Genomic DNA, 20588 nt, shown 5'->3' on the forward strand with positions numbered 1-20588 from the left:
TCAGTCCTCGAACCGCTCGCGCAGCGAGGCGGGGATGGGGATGCAGAACTTGATGAGGGCAATCCAGAAGAAGACGATGTTCAGCAGCGACAGGAAGAGGTTGAGAACGATGAAGGCGCAGAGGGTGATGATGGGAATGTTGAACCCACACAGCCACCCGATGCCCGGACCCGCGGGCGGACTGGCCGAGCCTTCGAGGAAGTCCTTCGGCGAGTTCTTGTTCAGCAGCTCGTTCAGCCCCGGCGGCACCTGGAAGGTGACGTTGGGCTTGAAGGCGCTCAGGTCCTTGAGCGACGGAAGGGTGATGAGGACGGGCGGCAGCTTTCCGCGCTCGTGCCAGGCGGCGATGGTGAAGGGGGCGCTCTCCTCGCTCCAGACGATGGCGGGTGGGCAGCCGTCCTCGCGGTGGACCCGGATGAAGGCCCTGGCCACGTAGCGCGAACCACGCCGCTCGAAGCGCCGCTCGGGGGGGATGAGGTCCCGCATCCGTGGCGCGGTGGCGGCCTTCGCTGCCTGGAGGACCTGGGCGGCATCCGAGGTGTTGGGTTGCGTCCACGAGCGGGGCAACACCACCGTGCCCGTCTTCCCCTGGACCAGGACTTCCGCCAGCCCGGCGAGCACCGTGCCCGCGGGCCGCCTCTGGCCGTTGCCATGGTCGAGCTGCACGCGGTTCATCGCCGTCATGAGCGCGGGCGTTTGGAAGGCGTCGAACACCGCGACCAGTCCGCGCAGGAAGTCGATGAACAGGGACAGCTTGTCGTGCGTCGCCTGCGGCAGTCTGCGCTGGGCCACGTCCTGGTAGGTGACCGACAGGCCTTCGAGCCCTGTCCAGTCCACCATCTTTCCCGCGGCGAAGTAGGGGGACAGCAGGCTCCGCACCTGCGCGTCGTCGAAGGCGGGCCCTGGGTTGGACGTGCGCTCCGGTGCTTCGCCGCTCGCCACCTGGAGCAGGCCGTACAGCACGGTGCGCTTCGCCGCGGCGCACGCGTCGGGCGGTGCGATGAAGAGAGAGGTCACGCTCTCCTGGTCCCGGCTGGTGGCCCGCATGAGGCGCAGCAGCTCGCGCCGGACGTCCGCGGGGCCGGGGCCCGCGGGCCCTTCACGCCGTCCAGGGTCGGGGTCGCGCTCCTGTTCCTCACCTTCGAGCGCGACCCAGCCGGCGACCTTGCCGTCCCGCCGCACCCAGGCCTCGCGCGTGTTGCCTGCGCCCACACGTCGGATGACGAGCCCCGCGCTTTCGATTCGGGTCGCCTCGACCCGAGGCTCACCGAACACGTCGCAGCAGGCCTCCAGCAGGGCCACGTTGAACACGCCGTGAACGGGCTGGAGCAGCTTGAGCCCCTGGGCGGTGAGCGTCCCATCGGAGATGAGGGTGCCCGCCAGCGCCTTGCGACCTTCCTCGGACCTGAGCTCGCCGAAGATGGCTTGAACGAACTCCTGGTCCTGCCGCTCGATGAACGCGGGGGCGCCGCGCTGGGCCGCCCGCGGGGCTCCGGTGGCGCCGTCGAAGATGAGTCCGCGCAGCTTGACGGGGTGGCTCACCATACGTTGCCCGCCCCTGGCGTGTACGTCACGCCCATCACCGAGTTGGTCTGCAGCACGTCGCACTTCACGACGCCGGTGAAGGACGACATCGCGGCGTTGACCGTGACCTGACCGGCGCTGACCTCCACCTCGCTGGCGGTGACGGACACCTTGGTCGCGGCCCGGACGGTGACGCCCTGCGAGGCGAGCGTGACGGTGTTGCCTGCTGCTTCCAGCGTGAGCTCGCCCCCGCTGGACTGGTTCAGCGTGGCGCTCACGCCTCCGGGGACTTCCAGGGTGATTTGCGCGGTGCCCTCGCTCGCTTCGACGATGGCGATGCGGCTGCCGTTCCGGGCCTTGATGACGTAACGGTCCACGCGCTTTCCTCCGGGCGTCTCCGGCGGACGGGCGCTCCCGTTCCACAGGCCTCCCACGACGAGCGGCTGGCGCGGGTCGCCGCCGGCGAAGACCACGGCCACCTCGTCATCCTTGTCCGGGAGGAAGAGCGCGCCCCAGCCACTGCCGGAGAACGGCACGGCGACCCGCGCCCACAAGGCCACGTCCGCATCGGCCAGGCCCTCGGGCGCGGTGAGCAGGCGGACTTGAACGCGCGCCAGGTGCTCGGGGTCCTCCACGGACACGACCTTCGCCAGATAGGTGCCGAGCATGGCGCCCAGCAGGCGGCGCTCCAGTGCGTGTGCGGTGTCGGTCATGGCGCTCCCAGGAAGGCGCACTCGGCCTCGAAGTCCGTCTCGTAGCCGTGGAGGGCGTCGTAGCGGTGGCTGGCGCGGACCACGTAGTAGGTGTTGTCGAAGCGGGCGCTCAGGCCGCTGAGCCTCACGTGGGTCCCCACGCGGAGCGCGGGGGTGCCCACCGCGGTGGCGTCGACGCGGACGAAGCGCCGGGCGCGCGCATCGAAGGCGGCCCTGGCGATGGCGGTGGCCTCGTCGCTGGTGGACACGGGCAGCGAGCCAAGGTGCTCTGTCCGAGGTCCCAGCGTCTGCTGGAGCAGCTCCGCGCCGGTCCGCCCTTCGCCCGGTCCGGGACGCGAGCCGGCGCTCTGGCCGGAGACCCCGGCGCCCTGGATGGCGTTCCATCCGGTGCAAGTGACCTGGGTGGCCTGATGCGCCAGGTCCGCCGTGACGCGCACCCGGCGCAGCTCCGCGTAGAGGTTCAGCTCCAGGGTGCCCCGGCGCACCGCGCTCCGTGGCGAGACGTGGAGCGCGTCACCCGTCACCTGCAGGTCCACATCCCGCGTGGACAGCAGCCGCCGCGCGAAGGCCAGGTCGCTCTCGTTCCATTGGACCTGGAGGCCCAGGGACGCTTGAAGGCCTGTGATGACGGGCGTCAGCCCCAGGTCCCGGGCGAGCTTCTCCGCCAGCTCGGCCAGGGTGAGGTCGCTGTGGACCAGCGTGCGCCGCGCGAGCCTTGCCTTCTGCAAGGCGTCCTCGGCGAGCACGACGAACTCGGGCGCGGAGTCTTGCGAGAACACGGCTTCGATTCCGGTGATGACGCCGCGAAAAATCTCCTGTGGGGCGCTCTCGGGGCCGGTGTAGATGCCGATGGGTGCCCCGAGCCTGAGCAGTTGCTCGTCCTCGAAGACCTGCTCGGCCTGGGTGTCGGCGTAGCGCGCGACGGCCTCGAAGCGCAGCTCGAGCGAGCACAGGCCGCCTTCGGCTTCCTCGACCCGCATGCTGCTGACCAGACCGGTGACGCGTGCGTCGGCCTTGCCGAAGATGCGCACCGTGGGGCGGTGATGTTCTGGCTGTGCCGTGGCGTCAGTCATGGGGAGCGGGGAGCGGACTCAGTCGGCGAAGAGCCGGGCCTTGCGTTGCGTGAGGAGCCGGATGGCGCGGGCAATCGATGTCGGATCCACGGGAGGCGGCGTGAGCGCTGGCTCCGCGGTCGGGCGCTGGCTCGCGTCGGGCGTGGAGCCCGAGACGACGGCCCCCTGGACCTCGTCGAAGACGATGGACATGACTCAATCTCCCTCGAAGCGGAGGCGGCCCCGGGGCGGCAGGGTCGCGCCGAAGCGGGGCCTGGTGACCCGGGCGCGTCCTCCGAGCTCGAAGACGCCGTCTCCGGTGGTTTCGTAGGTGGAGGTGTCCACATGCCCGGTGGCGCGCACGGTCTCCAGTCGGACGGAGGTGCGTGGAGGACCGGCGCGCAGTCCCGCGAACGCGCCTGCAGTGGCGGAGAGGCCCGCGGAGGACTGCGCGCCAGACCAGGCGTTCGCGGTCCAGCCCGAGGCGGATGCCCCCGTGGTCGCGGGGAAGTTGGCGCCCGCGGAGAAGGACGCTCCCGCGGAGAAGATCGGGCTTGATGCGGATGTGCTGGCTCCGAATGCGGCTGAGCCTCCCGCCATGGCCCCCGCGTTGAACGAGGCGCTGCCTCCAAACGAGGCGCCTGCTGAAAAGGCGCCACCGGCGGAAACGCCCGCACCCGCTGAGAAGGCTCCGCCGGCTGAGAAGCCACCGCCAACGCCCAGCCCCGCACCCACGCCGATTCCACCCCCCAGGCCCGCGCTCAGGGCTCCGCCTGTCGCGAACGCGGTGGGCGGGGCCAGCGGGACGGACGGGTCGACGGTCATCACGTCCTGGCTGGGGAAGCGCGGATTGTCTTCACTGTTCTGCTCCGCGACGGCGCGCGAGATGGGCTGGTTGCGCGCAGCGGCCATCTGCCGCGAACGCTCGCCTTCGGCTCCCCTGGAGAAGACGCGTTGCTGCCGCGTCATGCCCACCGAGACGGTCGAGCGCAGGGGGACGCCATCCGATGCGAAGAAGTCGATGGTCTCCCGATAGGTGTCCACCAGGCCGGTGAATTCGAAGGCGCCCCACCGGAAGGTGACGTCCGGTGGAATCTGGCTCTTGGCGCCCATGAACTGCGCAATGCGTATCGTGTGGTCGCAGACGTTGGCGCCCGTGCCGGTGGTGTCGAAGACCAGCTCCATCGTGAGCTTCGCGCTGCTCTCCGAGACGAACTGCTGGTTCTCCTGGCCCTGGGCGTCCTGGAGCTTGTTGGTGACGGTGTACTGGAGCGAGCTCGGGTTGAAGTGCACCAGCACCTCTTCGCCGTTGCTCTCGTTGATGAAGCTCGCGCTCTCGGGAGTCGTGTCTGGCATGGCGCGCTAGTCCTCCAGGGAGAGTCCTTCGTGAACGAGGTGCAGCTCTTCGATACCGACGTCCGTCGCGCGGGCGTTGAAGTCGGCCGCCTTGAACTTCACCGGCATGGCGCGCTCCAGCTTGTAGGTGAGCACCGTCTGCGTTCCCCCGTCCTCGGACGGGGCCTTGAGGCGGATTCGCACGGTGCACCGGTACCCGTAGTCGCCGCCCGTCACCCTCATGAACCAGCGAGCCAGCCGCTCGCCCGACGAGAGGCCTCGCTTGAGCACCACGGTGCCAAAGCTCACCGGCCCGGCGCGCTGCACGGCGCCCAGGTTGTGGCCGCCCACGCGAATGGCCTTCGGCTCCATGGTGGCTTCCAGCCCCGTGCACTCGGAGAACGCCCCGTCCACGGGCGCCTCTTCCGGGCCACCGCCCGACAGCGGCTCGGGCTGGAAGGTGAGCTCGAAGCGGAAGGTGTGCAGTGGCCAGAGGTCTCCGCTCATGCGGCTTCCTCCTGCTGGAGCGACACGTCACCCTCCAACGCGGAGAGGAGGACCTGCACCCGCTCGATTGCCGCCGCGGGAGCCAGCTCCACCAGCGCGATGAGCCGCCCGTTGTCGAGGTCGTCCTGCGTCATGGTCGTCCGGTCACACCGCACGGAGAACGCCTCGCGCGGCGTCGCTCCTCGCAGCGCGCCCTCCGCGAAGAACCGGCCGAGCACGGACTCCATCCGGTAGCGCAGCGCCAACCAGGTGTCCTCGTTCGAAGGTGAGAACGTCAGGTCCGCGCCGAGCTGCCTCGCCGCTCGCAGCACCGAGGAGATGAGCCGGCTCACCGGCGCCTGACGGTGGCTGACCCCCTGGCTGGACGTCACGTCGGACAACACCTGCATCCCGCGGGGCGTGGGCCCCAGCAGCGTGACGCGCTCGCCCAGCGCGCGGAGCGGCGAACCCTGCTCGCGTGGTTCCTGGTCCAGGCGTGTTGGGATTGGGAAGACCTCCCGTACCTCCGCGAGCCCCAGTCCCAGGGCGCTTCGGAAGGTGCCGCGAAGCAGTGCGTTGCGTGCCAGCGCCCCCGTCAGCGTCCCGTCAGGGGCCGCCAGCCGCTCCGGAAACCCCTCCGAGGATGCGGTCCGCAGCCACGGATAGGCGAGCTGGATGAACGCGCTCTGGAACGGGGTGAGCACTCCGCTGGCATGGAGGAACGCGCCCAGGTCCTGCGTCGCGGCGCGCTTGCCCGCGGGCGCATCGAAGACCAGGCTTGCCGAGGGCAGCGGCAGCGCCGCGACCAGGTGCGTCTCCCGCAGTCGCCTGTCGCGGAGGAGCTCGGCCAGCACGGCGAGGAAGGCCGCCCAGTCCAGGTAGGCCGTGAGTCCGCAGCGCGGCGCTGAGCGCTCCGGCGTATTCCATTCGGACCCGGTGGCCGCGCCATGCGTGGCGCATTCCACGAACCCCGGGGCACCGGCGGGTGGCAGGCGGGGGATGGGCAGTGGCTCGGGCGCATCCGCCACCAGCTCGGGCGTATCGGGAAGGCAGAGGAAGGACACATCCTGCAGGCCGAACAGGTGGGCCGCGCCGTGCCACGTCGCGCGGTCCACGGCGGACGCGGGGTGCTCCATGCCGGGAGGCGCCGGCAGCCGGCTGCCCGGAAGCAGCAGGTTCAGCCGCCCGAGCCGCGTGGCGCGCTCCGCCCCTGGCGTGAGCGGGTCCGCCATGCGCACCACGTAGCACTTGCGCCCGCCCTGGACGAAGAAGGCCTGCACCGCCGCTCCCAGGGCGGTGAACTCGTCGGGGGGGAGGCCGGCGCGGGCTCGCCAGTCGAAGACGCGCTCGAAGGCGGCGAAGCTCTCGAAGGGCAGGGGGACGTCGGTGAGCGGGTCCTGCGCATCGTTGGGGTCCACGCGGAGCGTGGGGGCGGTCATCCACCCTTGCTCGAACAGGTAGCGCGACAGCGCGGCGGGAACGGGCGCGCCCGGGCGGCGGCGGACGAAGCCCACGAAGAGGGCCACGTCCATCCGCTCCGGCGCGGTGGGCGCCACGCGCTCTGTGACTTCGAAGGTCAGTCGCCGCATGGCCTGGGAGCTCTCCCGGTCGCTCCGCTCAGTCCACGTCCGGGAAGCCCATCCGCACCGTCTCCGCGGCCAGGACGAGCTCTTCCATGGCCACGTCCCCGCCACCCTTGGCGGCCAGCGTGGGGCCGGTGAACTTCAGCGGCGTGACGTTCACCAGCTTCCACGACTGCACGGGGTTGCGCGCCTCGTCGAGCAAGCGGATGGTGACGGCGGCCTTGCGGCCCAGCGGACCGTTGCGGCGGACGTCCTCCACCCACGTCCAGATGGCCCTCGAGTCGACGACGCCGCGCTTGAGGGTGACGTCGCCCGTCTTGAAGGCGCCGGGCACCTTGCGCACGTGGTTCTCCGGGTCGTTGCCGTCGCGGTACTCGGAGAGGGTGACCTCGGTGCTCAGGCCGGACACGTCGGAGAACCCACCGAAGGACGTGCCGTCGAAGCTGATCTCGAAATTGAAGGCGCCGTAGGGCGTGGGGCGGGTAGGCATGGCGGCGGGTCCTTTGCGTTAGGTCCGGGCATCCGCCGTCTTCTGGCCGATGCGGAAGATGACGAACTCAGCGGGCTTCACCACCGCCACGCCGATGAGGCAGACGAGCCGGCCGTTATCGAGGTCGTTCTGGTCCATGGTGGTGCGGTCACACCGCACGAAGAACGCCTGCTTCGGGTCGGTGCCCAGCAACGCGCCGGTGCGCCACTGGTTCTCCAGGAAGCTGCCAATCGTCTCGCGGATATTGGCCCACAGGCGCTCGCCGTTGGGCTCGAACACGGCCCACTGCGTGCCGTCGTCCACGGAGCGCTCCAGGAAGTTGAAGTAGCGCCGCACGTTCACGTACTTCCACTCCGGGGCGGAGCTGACGGTGCGCGCGCCCCACACGCGGTAGCCGCGTCCCGGGAAGAAGCGCAGGCAGTTGACGCCCTGGGGGTTGAGCGTCTCCTGCTGCGCGAAGTGGATGTCCTGCTCGAAGCGCAGCGCGCCACGGACCACTTCATTCGCGGGCGCCTTGAACACGCCGCGCTCGATGTCGCTGCGGGCGTAGATGCCGCACAGGAAGGCGGACGGCGGCAGCGCGATTTCACGAGGCACATCGGCCGCCTCGGGCCCGGCCAGCGGGTTGGCGACGACGACCCAGGGGTAGTAGAGCGCGGCCTTGGTCGAGTCCACCTGCGCGCGAAGCGCCACCGCGTCCTGCGGCCCGTATCCGCGCGGCGTGTCCAGCACCGCGATGCGATAGGCACGGCGTCGCTCCGCGGCGCTGATGAGCCCCAGCCGCACCGCCTGCGCGGAGGCATACGCCGAGGAGCCCGGCGCGGCGATGATGGAGATGTCCTCCACGCCGCCCAGTCGCTCGAACGCGTCCTCGTACGAGGCCGCGCCCGGCTCGCTCCCGTCGGAGCCGCCGGTGAGCATGAAGGGGCCCGCGGCCAGCGCCGCGCGCAGCGCGAACGCGGACACGCCGGTGCCCGCCTCGAACGCGTACATCCGCTCCATCTGCTCGGAGAGCGTGGCGGGCGAAGCGGTGAGCACATGGCCCAGGTAGCGGGGATGGGCGCGGTCCACGCCCAGCCCGTCGTACAGCCGCTCCTGCCCGTCCCCATCCTGCGTGGTGACGGTGAGCGTGACGAACTGGCTGTCCCCGGGCAGTTGCTGGAACTGCGACGCGGTGTCGTTCGGCAGCGGCAACGTGTCACTGCCGTTGGACCAGGTGTCGTTCGCCTGCTTCAGCCACCAGGTCACCCCCGCCGTGCCGTCCGTGCCGGGCTCCTCGGTGGCCGCGTCCAGGCCCAGGGCGCTGGAGCTCACCGAGGCCACCTCCAACGAGTGGCTGGCACCGGGGAGCGGGTGGCTGATGACGAGCACGTCGCCCTCGACGGACGCCGTGGCGTTGGCGCCCAGGAGCGCCTGGAGGTCCGCGAGGGACACCGCGCCCAGGTCGCTCACGTTGCTCTGCGGGTCCGCCGCGTTGTCGACCGTCTGGGCGTCGAGCTTGAGCTGCGGGTTGGCCGAGACCTGGATGAGCGCCCCGGTGCCGCGGACATCGGTGCCCAGGATGAGCCGGCCGGCGGGCGCGGCGTCATCGGCGCCGCTGAGCCGGGCGTAACCACCACGAAGCTGCCGGTTGAGCGCGTCCACGACCTCCGCGGGTGTCAGCGGCGCATCGGTGGGCAGCGTGAGGGTCTGCGCCTGTCCGCCGAGCGTGACGGTGAGCGTCTGGTTGGCTTCAAGGAAGGTCGTCGTGGGGTCGAGCTCCGCCGTCGCGGCTGCTTCCGCGTTGCGCCCGGAGAAGGTGAGGGTGACGTCGGTGTCCCCGTCGAACGTCAGCGTGAGGGTGGTGCCATCGGGAAGGTCGAAGGGCGGGGGCAGGGTGCCCACGATGCGCGCGGCCGAGGCGGCGGTCTGATTCAGCCGGACCAGGCTGCCCGTGGGGGCGCGCCGCATGGCGCCGACCGTGGCCGGCGCGAGCACCTCCCGGACGCGGATGCTCCCGTTGCCCGCGCGGCCGGGGAACCTCGCGGTGAAGCGTGCGCGCAGGTTCGCGTCCGCGTTGGGAATGACATCCGCGCCAGCGGTGGCGTTGGCCGGCATCCCCGAGAAGACGCGCGCCACGTAGAGGCGGGAGCCGCCCTCGTTGAAGTAAGCGCGGACCGAGTGCGCCAGGTAGTTGGTCGTCTCCGGGGTGCCGGTGAGATCCAGGTCCGTGAGGCCACCGAAGAGCCGGACGAACTCGGGGAAGCTCGTCACCAGCGACGGGGTGCCGGCAACGGGGCCCTTGCGTGCAGGGCCCGCGAAGCCACTGGTGCTGGTGCTGACGCCCTCGATGGACCTGGCTCGGAAACTCGTCTCTTCGACGTAGACACCGGGTGCGAGATATTCAGGCACGCGAGCCCCCACTTTCTCGTTGCGTTCAGAGCTCGACCCAATCGAGCTTGATGGTGGTGGTGACCTCTTCGCCGGCGGCGACGTCGAGGGTGCTGCTCAAGGGGTGGAAGTCCTGGGCGAGCGCGTCGGGGTCGGGCGGCTGTGTCGACGCCGCCCAGGCCGCGGCCAGGCTGAAGGTGAAGTGGATGGGGGCCTCGGGGTTGCTCCAGTCCGCGATGGGAATGCCGGGCACGAGAATGAGCGCGTCACCCCGCTCGTTCGACAGGCCCCAGCGCGTGATTTCCGGGTCGGCCAGGGCGAGCGACACCAGCGCGCCGGGCAAGGGCCTGTCGTGGACGTCCACGACACGGAGCCGCACCACGGCGCTGCGCGCGGACGGGCGCATCAGCGGAGACGGGTAGAGCGTGACGTCCACCGGCCGAAAGACGGAGTCTGGCGGGAGCGGCTGGCCCGTGGGCGGAGCCGTCGCGTCTCGTGGCAACTCGAGCGTGAAGCTCCGGGCCAGATAGCGGCGCGTGGGGTCGCTCGCCACCAGCGGGAAGGCGGCCGGGGCGGGGAGCGGGTCTGGCAGCTCGAAGCTCGCCGCGTAGTCGGAGAAGCCCGGCGCGTCCGTCACCACGAGCAGCCCGCGGACGTTGCGCGCGAAGCGCAGGCCCTGCCCCACGACGGTGATGGGCTCCGTGAGGGGGCGTTGCGTCTCCGCGTCGAGGAAGCGGATGGCGGCCAGGGCGCGGCTCTCGGTGCGCTCGAGCATCATGGCCTGGGCACCTCATTCGTGAATTCGAAGCGCCGCGCCACCACGGGCCGTCCAGCGGGCTTGCCCTGCACGTCGATGCAGACGACCCGGGCGACGTACGTGACGGAAGGGCGATAGGGGCGTCGCAAGGCGTCCCACATCCGCAAGAGGTCTTCTTGAGGGATCTCCGCCGGGATGATTTGCACCAGCTCGTCCGGGCGCCAGACGCCCACGGGGGACAGGTCCGAGGCGCTCAGCGCGTTGTGTGTGTGAAGCTGCAACATGACCCAGGCCATGATGCGGTGCTCGTCGTCGACGTTCTCAGCCCAGACCGTGATCAGGTAATGCAAGTCCAGCGCGAGCGGCGGAGGCGCCTCCGCGCGTGGCTCATTGCGCAGGTGCTCATTGACGGCGACGCGGTAGAGAAAGAGGGTGACGCCTGGGACTTCGACCGGCGGGGCGTTGCTCTCACTTCCTGCCATCTTCCCGCTGGGGACGAGCTCGAAGCGGCACGTGGGCAGCCCCTCCGGCTCGTGAGACAGCTCATAGGCATGTCTCAGATAGGAGACCAGCGAGTCGCCGACTGAATAGATGGCGGAAAAGCCAGCCACGTTGCTCCCCCAACCGCACCGCGTGGATAACGATTGATGAACGCCGTATCGACTTGCAGTGCGTGTATGGTGTCGGGGCTAGGACGGATAGTCAAGTCGCCTCATGCGATGGGTGAAGTGGCTGGGACCTGTTGAGACGGTGGGAGCTGTCTACCGAGGTGCCTGAAGCCGGGAGAGCAGCGCGCGGACGACGTCTTCGGCGTTCTCGTCAAGCCCCTCGAGCAAGGCCTTCCATTCCTCTGGCGGCTCATCGCCACCCTGTTCCAGGGCGGAGAGCAGCGGTTGGAGGCGTGCGGTCAGGTCCGGGAGTTCTACGCCGCGGGCGCCGAGGTCCTGCTGCAACGAGCCGAGGAGTTGTAACAACTCGGCGGGTGTCTCAGGGCCCCGTGTGGCCGCGCCATGCACGCTGCCTGGCGCGGAGCGCAGCGCGTGCTCCATCAGGTCTCCGAGCCAGGTGGCCATCGCTGGAGCGTCGAAGTTCTCGGGAGCGCTGGGCTGGGCGCGTGGCGGGGTGGCGTCCTCCGCATCGAAGCGGGCGCCGGTGTGGTCGCACCCGGTCCACTGCACGCCGTCCACGATGGCGCCTCGGAAGTCCGCGTGGCGGAGGCTCCCGCCTGACACGTTGGCACCTGTCAGGTCGGCGCCGCGAAAGTCCGCCTCGTCCAGCCGCACGTCCAGCAGTGACGCGCCCGTGAGGTCCGCGCCTCGTAGTTCCACGCCGACGCCTTCCGCGCCGTCGAGCACGGCGTCGCGGAGGATGGCGCGTGAGAACGATGTCTCCGAGAGCCGGGCTTTGCGCAGGTCGGCATGGGACAGGTCCGCGCCGCGCGCAGAGCTGTCCTCGAGGCGGGCCTCGGAGAGCCGCGCCCGTCGCAGGTCGGCGCCATCCAGCCGGCACTGCCGGAGCGTCGCGCCTTCCAGCACGGCGCCTTCGAGCCCCGCGCGCTCCAGCGAACAGGCGGAGAGCCGGGCGCCGCGCAGGCTGGCGCCGTGGAGGCGGGCCTGGCCCAGGTCCAAGCCGTCTCCACGCAGGCCGTCGAGTGGGGCACCCGTGAGGTCCGCGCCGTGAAGCTGAAGGTTCCGCGCGCGAGCCTTTTTTTGGAGGAGGGCGTGGAGGATGTCTCGCGCGCTGGGGGTCATGCCTGTCTCCGGCTCATGAGTCCGAGCGCGAGGAGCTTCTCGTGGAGCCGGACGATGAGCGCCGCGGCGCCATCATCGCCAGGCGCCGCGGTGTCGAGCGCTTCGACGAAGACGTTCGCGACTTCCCTCGCTGCTTCAGGCGTCAGCGAGGGGGGAACAAGTCGCTGGTCGACAGGGCGGCGCTCGTACACGTCCTTGAGGCGCGCCGTCTCATGGGCCAGCGCTTCGGCCAGGGGGACCGAGAGGGCGCTGGCGGCCTCTTGACCGGACGGGTACTTGGGACGCCAGAAGGACCACTCGAACAGCGTCCCCTGGAGTCCCCCGAGGAGGTGCTCCCACTCGTAACTCCGGACCTTGACGGGCCCTGGTAGCTCGGAGACGAGCCAGAGCGCGAACCGTTTTGCGAAGCTGCGCGTGAGTTCCTCGGCGGTCAGCTGCGGAGGGCTTCGGTGCATCAGCACCGATTCGCCCTCGACCAGCTTCGGGTTGAACGGCTGCATGACGTCGCTGCTCATCGCCGCATGCAGATCGAGAGGCGTGAGGGTGCCGTCGACGTCGATTTCTCGCTCGCGGTAGCCCGTTGCCTTCGACAGCGTCCTTCTGGCGTCCGTCACGAGGGGTGTGGGGCCTTCGAACTGAAGGCGCGCACGCTGGTCCCGGTAGTCGACCTCGAGCCAGACGAGGACGTCCTTCTTGAAGCGCGCGAACGGTGATGAGGGTGGGGTCGACAAGCGGTAGCGGAACATCGCTCAATCTCCAGGTGTGCCACTGGGGGAGGATAGCGGAAGGCCGGCGCGGGTCCGCGTCCGCTGAAGGACCCCCAGGACGTAGAAGAAGTGCTCTGGATCCTGACGATAGAGCTCTGCCATGGCCTTGGGCCTGGTGAAGCGCTCGAGGCCCATCGTCACGACCTCGGTCGCGGGGCTGTCGTAGACCTTGCCGACGTACTTGCTGATGAACCCGCCTTCGTAGGCCTGTTCGTGGGGTTTGTATCCCTGCTTCGGGGCGAGCACATCCAATGGTTGCGTCGCGATGGCTTGCCCCGGTTGGACGAGCCGCTGCGCGCGGGCTTCGACGAAGGCCTTGGAGGCCGCGGAGATCTCCGGGTCGACGTGCTCGATGCGGTGTGAGAGTTCGTGATGCACAAGCGTGGAGGTCGGAGCGTCGCCGAGGTTGATGTAGCGGCCGTCATGGGAATAGTACGCGCGCATATCGTCCGCGGCTGGGCCCCGGGTCAGGAAGAAGCCTTCCGGCGGCGCATTGCCCGTCATCCGGTAGTGCTCGGCGATATCCGCGCGAACCTCCGCCTCCGTCCGGCCGGAGGCGCGGATGACCTGCATTCCCTCAGGCGTAATCGCTGGTGCATCCGAGATCGCCGCGACATTCGAGGGCGCCTCCCCCAATAGCGTCGTGCGCAATTCACTCATGAGCTGCGCGGCCTTGGCCTCGTTCGCGGCGGAGCGCCGCTCGATGCTCGTGAGGAGCCAGTCCCGGTTGTTCTTGAGCCGGCTGTACTCTCGGGAGAGGTCCGCTTGGAGTGCTTCGATTCGCTCGATTTCAGCCTGGTTCGCCTTGTAGTTCTTCCGAAGCGGCCCGAGGTCGGTCTGCAGGAGCGGATCATTGGTGATCTCCTGCATTCGAGTATTGATCTCCGTCAAGGCGGCGGTGTCGCCCGGATACACCTTGTGGACCAGTTCATCCAGGCGGCCGCGCATCCCTTTGGAGAGGTTCTCCATGAAGTCGATGCCATTCTTGATGAACTCGAGATGGGGCGAGCTCGCGGAAGGGGTATTGATGTCGCCAGACCATCCCACCGTCTGTCGCGCGCGTCCCTTCGGGTTGACTTCGATGTCATCGAAGGTGTCGGGGCCGCCTTGGGATTTCGGGTTCGTGGTGTTGGATGCAGCCGTCTGGCCGTCCAGGTCCGCGTCCGCGCGGGGATGGCGGTTGGGCGCTCCAGGGACCTCGACCTCCGACTCGGCTTCGAGACGAGGCGTCGCCGGGGTCTCCGCTTCCGTCTCGGGGCGTGGCGCCGTGCTGGCGTCGGGCTCCGTCTCGGGCCGCGGACTCGCTGTCGTCTCGCCCTCGCTCTCCGGTGTGGCACGGGGAGCGATGGACTCGCGGAAGGCGCGGGCCCGTGAGCCGGGCACGACGCCCGCGCCGCGAGCCATCCACCGTTGCTGGACGCGCTTGATGCGAGGGACTTCGCCGAAGCCGCCGGTGACGACGGACATGAGCACCGACATGCCCAGCGCCTGCCAGGAGAACTCACCGGTGATGAGCTGGGTGGCGACCTCCAGCACCGCGTCCGCGGCGATGTTGGCCACGAACTGAAGGGCCACGCTCTTGACGGCGTTCTGGATGAGGGCGCCCGCGCCCGCGCCGAACACGCCGCCAATCGCGCCCATCAGCGCGGCCTTGCCCACGCCCGCCATGAGGCGCTCGCCCGACGCCCAGTTGTTGAGGACCTGGATGGTGGCCGACGTCGCCGCGCCGACGATGGCACCGCCCACGATGGTGCCAATGGTCGCGGCGGCCGCTCCGGCGCCCAGCGCGCTCGCCGCCGCGCCCACCGCGCCAATGACAGCCGGGCCCACGACCAGCGCCACCACGATGACGATGGCGATGATGAGCACCACCGCCAGCACGCCCTTCCAGGCGGGCTGCTCCTTCGACGCCGCCTCCAGGGCCTGGACGGGGATGTCGCAGTCGAGCTGGGCCTTGGAGTCGCGGAGGCTCTGCTCCAGCGCGTCCGCGGAGTCCACGAGGGCGCTCTCGACATGGGTGAGGATCGTCGAGCAGGTCGTCTGGAAGCCGGTGGCGACGGTCTCCAGGCCGGTGGCTCCGTCCGAGGCCACCTGCTGGGTCTGGGTGGCGAACGCGTCGCGCTGCTGGCTGAAGCCCGTGGCCGCGCTCGTCGCCAGCGCGCCCATGGATGCCGTGAAAGACGCCACCAGGGCCGCCGTCGCCTCCTCGGAGGACTGGCCGAGCCGCAGCATGGCCTCCAGCCCCTGGTTCCCCACGCTGTCCACGCGCGCCAGGGCCCCGGCGGCGCCGTGCTCCACCTGGGAGACGAGGCCATCCAGCCCCCCTTCGAGCCCGCCCGTGGCTTGCTGGAGCATGCGCTCCAACTGCGCGCCTTCCGGAGCGGACTGCGTGGCGAACAGGTCGCGCACGCCCGAGAGCGCCTGCACCAGGGTGTCGATGGCGCCCGTCACGGCGTTCTGGATGGACGCCGCCGAGGCGAAGGCCGCCAGCTCGATGAGGACCTGTTGCAGGTAGCCCGTGTCATTCACGGACTGGCGCTGGTCGTGCTCGTGGCGGTCCAGCCGGGCCAGCTCGGCGATGAAGGCCGAGTCGACGGAGGCCATCATCGCGTCGCGCGTGGTCTCCGCCTGCGTCAGGGCTTGTGTCCGGCTGCTTTCGAGCGCGGCGACGAGCTGCTCGTGCTGCGTGTCGAGCGTCTCGCGGGCACTGCGGGCGGCGGCGATGACGCCGCAGCGGTCCCGCTGGCGCCCCTTCATCGCCTCGCCGGCCTGCTTCGTGGCCGTGTCCACCAGGCTCTTGCGGTAGCCCTTCGCCGTCTCGCGCGCGGCCTTCATCTGGGCCTCGGCGCGGCGGTCGGTGAGGTAGCCCGCGAAGAAGCTGTCCTTCTTGTTGATCTTGCAGCCTTCGTATTCCTCCGCGTACTCCTCGCCGAGCTGGACGCACTCATCGCCCACTGTCGGACCGAGCGCCTCGTGGGCAATGCGTGCCTGGGCGTAGAGGGCGTTGACGCTGTCCAGCGTGGTGGACTCCTGCGCGTCAACGAGCAGCAGGCCGGAGTCGTAGACGGCCTGGAGCGACTCGAGCGCGGTGTCAGTCTCCGAGTGGATGGTGGAGACGGTGGCCTCGTGCTCGGACACGACTTGCTGCCGGGCGCCCTCGGCCTGGGCGGTGGCGGCGCCGCGTGCCTGCTCCACGCTGGCGCTGATGGCCGCCTTCTGTTCCTCCATGGAGGCGGAGATCGCGCCCTTGTACGTCTCGGCGAGCGCGCCGATGCGGGCTGGAACATCCTCCAACGTCAGGAGAACCGCGTCCTCGATTCGATTGGCCGCCTGTAGGAAGAACGCGTCCGCGCGTGAGTTCGCGTCAACACGTCGCGCGTCGTCCGCCGAGGTCGCGCCCGGCGCCGGGACGAACTGCACGCCGCCTCGGAGCGAAATGACACCGGCCCCGGCATTGGCGAGCGAGGCGGACGCACTGTCATGCGTTGCCACGGCGTCCCACCGCTGGCCTTCGGTCGTGGCGATGGCTTCGTCCAGCGGCGCGCGCGCGGCCTCATCCTGCGCGTCTTCCGCCGGGGCTCCGCCGTTGCCTCCAGTGGCCGTCGAGGACTGTTCGGCCGTGGCATCACCCCTGGGGGCGCCCTCCTCGGCGGCCTCGGGGGCGGAGGCGTTGCTGTCCAGCGTGGACTGCGCGGGCGCCGCGGCTTCCGTGGAGGAGGGCGCCTGCTCGGAGATGGCATCCTCGATGGGGCAGTTGTCCTGCTCCTCGGCATCGGGGCTGACGCTGGAGGCGGCTTCCTGCGACTCCGTGGGCGCCGGCTCGGGAGGCTCTTGGTCGGGCTCCTCCTCCGGCTCTTCAATGTCCTCCGTGTAGCAGGTCGCGCTCTGGGGGCCGCCGCCCGCGCAGGACGGTGCGTCCTCGGTACCACCTGGAGGGGGGGCCGTGTCGCTCGTGGGCGCTGGGGGACCGGAGGTCAGTGCATCCGCCGCGGGGCCCGCCGCGGCGCCAAGCGCGCTTCCCGCGGCCCCCGAGCCGCTGTCGGTGGACTGTCCATCCTGGGCCGCGCGGGCTTCGGTCGACTCGCGAGAGCCGCCGTCGGAGGGGCCACCGCCACCTCGCGGCCTGGGCATTCGGGAGGGGGCCGCGGGCGGCTCGAAGAGGCGGTGGACGTTGGCTGCGAGGAAGGGCTGGACGGGCGCTGCGCTCGGAGACGTTCCCGTCACCGGAGGGCCGGACGGGCCCACCGCTCGGTCGAGGATGGGCTCGGCGGTTTCGCCTCGGACCACGGCGTCGGCGGCCTCATCCGCCTGGCGCTCGTAGGGGTCTCCAGGGTGGCCGACGCCGTCGTGGAGCTGTACGCCGGAGCGCTGCTGAACAGCATGCGCCGCTTCGTGCGCCGTCAGTCTCAGGTCAGGCGGGCCACGAAAGGCGATGTGATTGCCCATCGTGAAGGCCTGGGCCCCCATCCGGTCGCTCGCGAGCGCTGCCTCACCGCCCACGCGGGCCTTGACGTCTGACAGGTCATGGCGGCCGAAGGCCTGCTGAAGCTGTTCGAAGTGGGGGAGGGGCGCGCTGGCATCCTTTACGCCCGCATGGGCCTCGCGCCGGATGGCCGTGGGCCGTGACTCCACGGTGCCGCCGGCCGCCTGTGGCTGTACCGCGTCCTTCTCCCCGCACGCCGCGCACGCGCCGCCTCCGGACCCACATGCCGCGCACTTCGCCTGGAGCGGAGGTCCGAGGGGAGAGGCCAATCCACCTCGCATGTAGCGCGGGACCCCCGCTGCGGAGTTGGGGCGGGCGCGTGCGCCAGGGGCACGCTCTCCAGGCCGGCCGCGGAGGAAGGCGGGAACGCCAGCCGCAGACCGCTCTGACGGCGAGCGCTCGGGTCTGGATGAATCCGAAGGCCGGGTCGACTCACTCCGGCGTACCGACTTTGACGTCGCTCGGCTCACGGATGGGCGCCCCCTGGTGACTCATACCCGAGGAGCGCATGTGTTCACTGTCAGTGTCAATGGACGGCGCTGTGGTGAACTGAAGCCGACTGTGAGCGCCCGGTGGGGCAGGGGCGCTTCCCGGCGCGAATCCCGACCCGACCCGAGCCAGGCCCGCTACCGGCGCAGCGTCACCTGCTCGTCGAGCCGGGCCATCTTGTGCGGGGTGCTCTGGTCCCATTTTTGTAATTTCTGCCCGAAGCCCATGTTGGCTTTGAGCACCGGCAGATGGTGTCACATCACGCCGAATGACTTGGGGACTTGACCGAGCATCCTGCTGGCGAACTTCTTCACGATTGCGCCGTAGCGCCCGGTGATCTCCTTCGGGGGAATCCTGACTGCGGTCATGACTTCTCCTGGTGTCGGTTTCCGTCGACCTGGAGACACCGGAGGCCCGCGGGATGTGACATCCCCAAGGCGGCACCGCCTTGAGGCACACGACGGCCCGCCCTGGGGGCTCCAGCGGCGGGCCGCCGTCAGGTCCGCTCAGTAGTTCCAGGCTCGGTAGCTGCGGAAGCCGCAGCCGTTGGCCCCCAGGACGACGCCGCCGCCCTCCATCACCGGCGTGAAGGTCGGGTAGGCCGACGCGGTCGTGTCGACGCTCACGCAGCACGTCCCCGAGAACAGGCCCGTGGAGTCGGAGGTCTCGTGTGGGTCGGGGTCGGTGGGGCTGTAGAGCCAGCCCTTCGCGTAGACGTAGAGCTCCTTCGAGTACGGCGAGAAGGGGCCGAACTCCGACCAACTGCCCTGCGTGGTGACGGTGCCTCCAGCCATCTGGTAGCTGAACTGGACGCTGAAGCTGTAGTTGCCGCCACACACGCTGCCGGAGGGCGAACCCTCGGTGCCGGCCTGGGCGAAGCGGGGGAGCGAGTCCGGAGTCTGCTCCAGCACGCCCGTCGCGCGCGCCTCGGCGATGTTCGCCTCCAGGACGCGGATGTACCGGTCGCGCTCCTTCAGTTGACGGTCGAAGGCGGCCAGCGCGCCGCTCTTCTCTTGTGCCTGCGCCAGCAGCGCCCGCTGTCCACGGACGCGCTGGAGTTCGAACTCGGCGGCCTCGGTGCCGACGCCCACCTGCTCGCGGACGCCGTCCTCGCGCGTGCGCTCCCAGACTCCGGGGGCCACCTTGTTCCAATCGGAGGGAGTCGCTTCGCTCAGCATGGGCCGCGTGGCCTCATCGCTTGCGGAAAGAGAGTCACCACCGCAGGCCGCCAGCGCCATCGCGGCGACAGGCGCCCAGAAGAATCGCTTCGACATGGTGCATCGTCCTCGTTGAGCTGCCCGGCTGGGTTGCCGGGGCGTCGGCGAGCATACGGGGAGTGAAGTCTGGTGATGATGGGTTCATGTTCCACTCGGAGCGCCGCATATGTCTTGGGATTGGCTCGGTGAAAACTTTTGCTATCGGTGAATGCCCAGACACTCGCGGGTGTCATCGGGGCGCGAGCTTTCGGCCTCCCAGCCCGTTCGGGGCTTGACCTTGAAGAGGTCATTGACGCTCGCGCCGCCCGGCGTTGGCCTTCAGTTCGGCGCAGGTACAAGGGCGGGGACGGCAGGGCTCGGGGGCCCTTGGCTGCAGCGGGGCCGGTCACCACCAGCAAGGCAGCGCGTGGTGCAGGCCCGCGCGCATGAGCACCACGCAGGGCGGCGGCTGGACTCGAGCGGTGCCTCCGCGCGGAGGTGAAGCGGTTGCCAGCCTATGGACGCGGCGCCGGGGCCGGGCGAACCCAAGGGTGACTCAGAAGCTGTCGTCTCTGGGAGGGGCTCCAGCCCCGAGCGCCGGCGCGGCTCGGGTTGGGATTCATGATGTTCTGTTCGCCTGTGTCGCTCAGGAGGTCGGTCGTGCCGTCCGTCTCGACGGAGTGGTAGACGCCGAGGAAGTGCCCCAGCTCGTGCGCGAGGACTCGCGCGTAGCCGTCCAGTGGCCATTGGGCCGGGCCTCTGCTGAAGGCGTCACACCGCAGGCCGGGCATGAAGATGGCCGACGCGGGGCCTGCGCCCCCTCCCACGCGAGGGGTGAAGCCGTCGACCGGCACGGGCGGTCCGAAGAAGGGGTCGTCGTACCGGAGGCACCCGGCGAAGACGATGTCGACCGTCGCGTCCAGCGCGGGCGGCGCGCGCTCCCGCAGGGCTGAGAGCTCTGCGAGCTCCGTCGTCCAGAAGCGCGCCTCCGGAGCCGCGTCCGGGAGCTCGGCGACCGCGTCCAGCGTCACCTCCAAACCCGCCTCCTCGAGTTCGGCATTCACGCGCTCCAGCAGCTCTCGCTGTCGCTCGGGTTGCCCGAGGAGCATGGAGTGTCGCGACACCAGGAAGCGCAGCGAGAGACGGCCGCGCTCCGGAAGATGCGCGCGCGGCAGCCAGGTCAGTTGGAGCCGAGGCGCGCCTCCCGTCTTCGTCGGGGTGAGCGTCTCGCAGGCCATGAGCCCGAAGCGCACGGTGAAGCCCTCGCGCGGCGCGAAGCCTTCGCCGCTGGGGAGCACGAACAGCGCCTCCTCCTGCGCGATGGAGGTGCGCACCCCGCAGTCGGTGCAGTAGGGGCCGGCTTCTCGCTTGCCCACCCAGGTCCGGCCCGCGGAGTCTTCAAGCGCGGCGAGCGCGAAGCAGGTGCCCGGCTCGCTCCTGGCCCACAGCGCGACCGTCGCTCCAGCGAACGGCGGGATGGAGAGGGGCGGCGTGAGCCCGTCCGCGCCGAAGGCGACGGGCTCCGCCGTGAACAACGTCTCTCCCCCGTCGAGCGGGGCTCGTGGCGGCGCTCCCCCCCCAGCGCACGCCAC

At 70.1% G+C, this 20588-nt stretch carries 16 protein-coding genes; all 16 read right to left on the reverse strand.

The annotated features are described in order from the left end of the window. On the reverse strand, positions 1-1545 hold the full coding sequence (locus tag HV826_RS09710; RefSeq protein ID WP_217918557.1) for a hypothetical protein: 1545 nt from the start codon (positions 1543-1545) through the stop codon (positions 1-3). Then, positions 1539-2237 carry a phage baseplate assembly protein V gene (locus tag HV826_RS09715; RefSeq protein WP_176416722.1) on the reverse strand — a complete coding sequence of 233 codons (699 nt, stop codon included), beginning with the start codon at positions 2235-2237 and terminating at the stop codon, positions 1539-1541. The genes HV826_RS09710 and HV826_RS09715 overlap by 7 nt, the downstream gene beginning before the upstream one ends. Further along, entirely contained in the window at positions 2234-3310 is a 1077-nt protein-coding gene (locus HV826_RS09720; protein ID WP_176416723.1) for a phage late control D family protein, read from the reverse strand. Before HV826_RS09720 ends, HV826_RS09715 begins: the two co-directional genes overlap by 4 nt. An 18-nt stretch (positions 3311-3328) precedes the next feature. Then, entirely contained in the window at positions 3329-3502 is a 174-nt protein-coding gene (locus HV826_RS09725; RefSeq protein WP_176416724.1) for a hypothetical protein, read from the reverse strand. Between the two features lie 3 nt (positions 3503-3505). Further along, complete coding sequence (locus HV826_RS09730) at positions 3506-4645, reverse strand: hypothetical protein (protein WP_176416725.1); 1140 nt, start codon at positions 4643-4645, stop codon at positions 3506-3508. A 6-nt stretch (positions 4646-4651) separates the two neighbouring features. Continuing rightward, positions 4652-5131: a phage tail protein gene (locus HV826_RS09735; RefSeq protein ID WP_163778289.1), complete on the reverse strand. Its 480-nt coding sequence runs from the start codon at positions 5129-5131 to the stop codon at positions 4652-4654. Continuing rightward, entirely contained in the window at positions 5128-6699 is a 1572-nt protein-coding gene (locus HV826_RS09740; RefSeq protein ID WP_176416726.1) for a phage tail sheath protein, read from the reverse strand. The genes HV826_RS09735 and HV826_RS09740 overlap by 4 nt, the downstream gene beginning before the upstream one ends. Before the next feature lie 28 nt (positions 6700-6727). Beyond that, on the reverse strand, positions 6728-7183 hold the full coding sequence (locus tag HV826_RS09745) for a phage tail protein (protein WP_163786693.1): 456 nt from the start codon (positions 7181-7183) through the stop codon (positions 6728-6730). Positions 7184-7201: 18 nt separating this feature from the next. After that, positions 7202-9574 (reverse strand): phage tail sheath family protein, encoded by a 2373-nt coding sequence (locus HV826_RS38050; protein WP_368670885.1) that lies wholly within the window; start codon positions 9572-9574, stop codon positions 7202-7204. Positions 9575-9599: 25 nt separating this feature from the next. Further along, positions 9600-10331 carry a hypothetical protein gene (locus tag HV826_RS09755; RefSeq protein ID WP_176416728.1) on the reverse strand — a complete coding sequence of 244 codons (732 nt, stop codon included), beginning with the start codon at positions 10329-10331 and terminating at the stop codon, positions 9600-9602. Beyond that, positions 10328-10921 (reverse strand): DUF4255 domain-containing protein, encoded by a 594-nt coding sequence (locus HV826_RS09760; RefSeq protein ID WP_176416729.1) that lies wholly within the window; start codon positions 10919-10921, stop codon positions 10328-10330. The genes HV826_RS09755 and HV826_RS09760 overlap by 4 nt, the downstream gene beginning before the upstream one ends. Positions 10922-11071: 150 nt before the next feature. Next, the gene (locus HV826_RS09765) at positions 11072-12061 is read right to left on the reverse strand and encodes a pentapeptide repeat-containing protein (protein WP_176416730.1); all 990 of its coding nucleotides are present in this window, start codon (positions 12059-12061) and stop codon (positions 11072-11074) included. Further along, positions 12058-12807, reverse strand: coding sequence for a hypothetical protein (locus HV826_RS09770; protein ID WP_176416731.1), 750 nt, complete (start codon positions 12805-12807; stop codon positions 12058-12060). Before HV826_RS09770 ends, HV826_RS09765 begins: the two co-directional genes overlap by 4 nt. A gap of 3 nt (positions 12808-12810) precedes the next feature. Continuing rightward, positions 12811-17460: a DUF4157 domain-containing protein gene (locus HV826_RS09775; protein WP_368670886.1), complete on the reverse strand. Its 4650-nt coding sequence runs from the start codon at positions 17458-17460 to the stop codon at positions 12811-12813. A gap of 846 nt (positions 17461-18306) precedes the next feature. Next, the gene (locus HV826_RS09780; protein WP_176416733.1) at positions 18307-19074 is read right to left on the reverse strand and encodes a hypothetical protein; all 768 of its coding nucleotides are present in this window, start codon (positions 19072-19074) and stop codon (positions 18307-18309) included. A 437-nt stretch (positions 19075-19511) separates the two neighbouring features. Then, entirely contained in the window at positions 19512-20531 is a 1020-nt protein-coding gene (locus tag HV826_RS09785) for a hypothetical protein (protein ID WP_176416734.1), read from the reverse strand. Positions 20532-20588 lie beyond the last annotated feature (57 nt).

Origin of the sequence: Myxococcus sp. AM010 (assembly GCF_013372585.1) — a bacterium.
GTDB lineage: Bacteria > Myxococcota > Myxococcia > Myxococcales > Myxococcaceae > Myxococcus > Myxococcus vastator.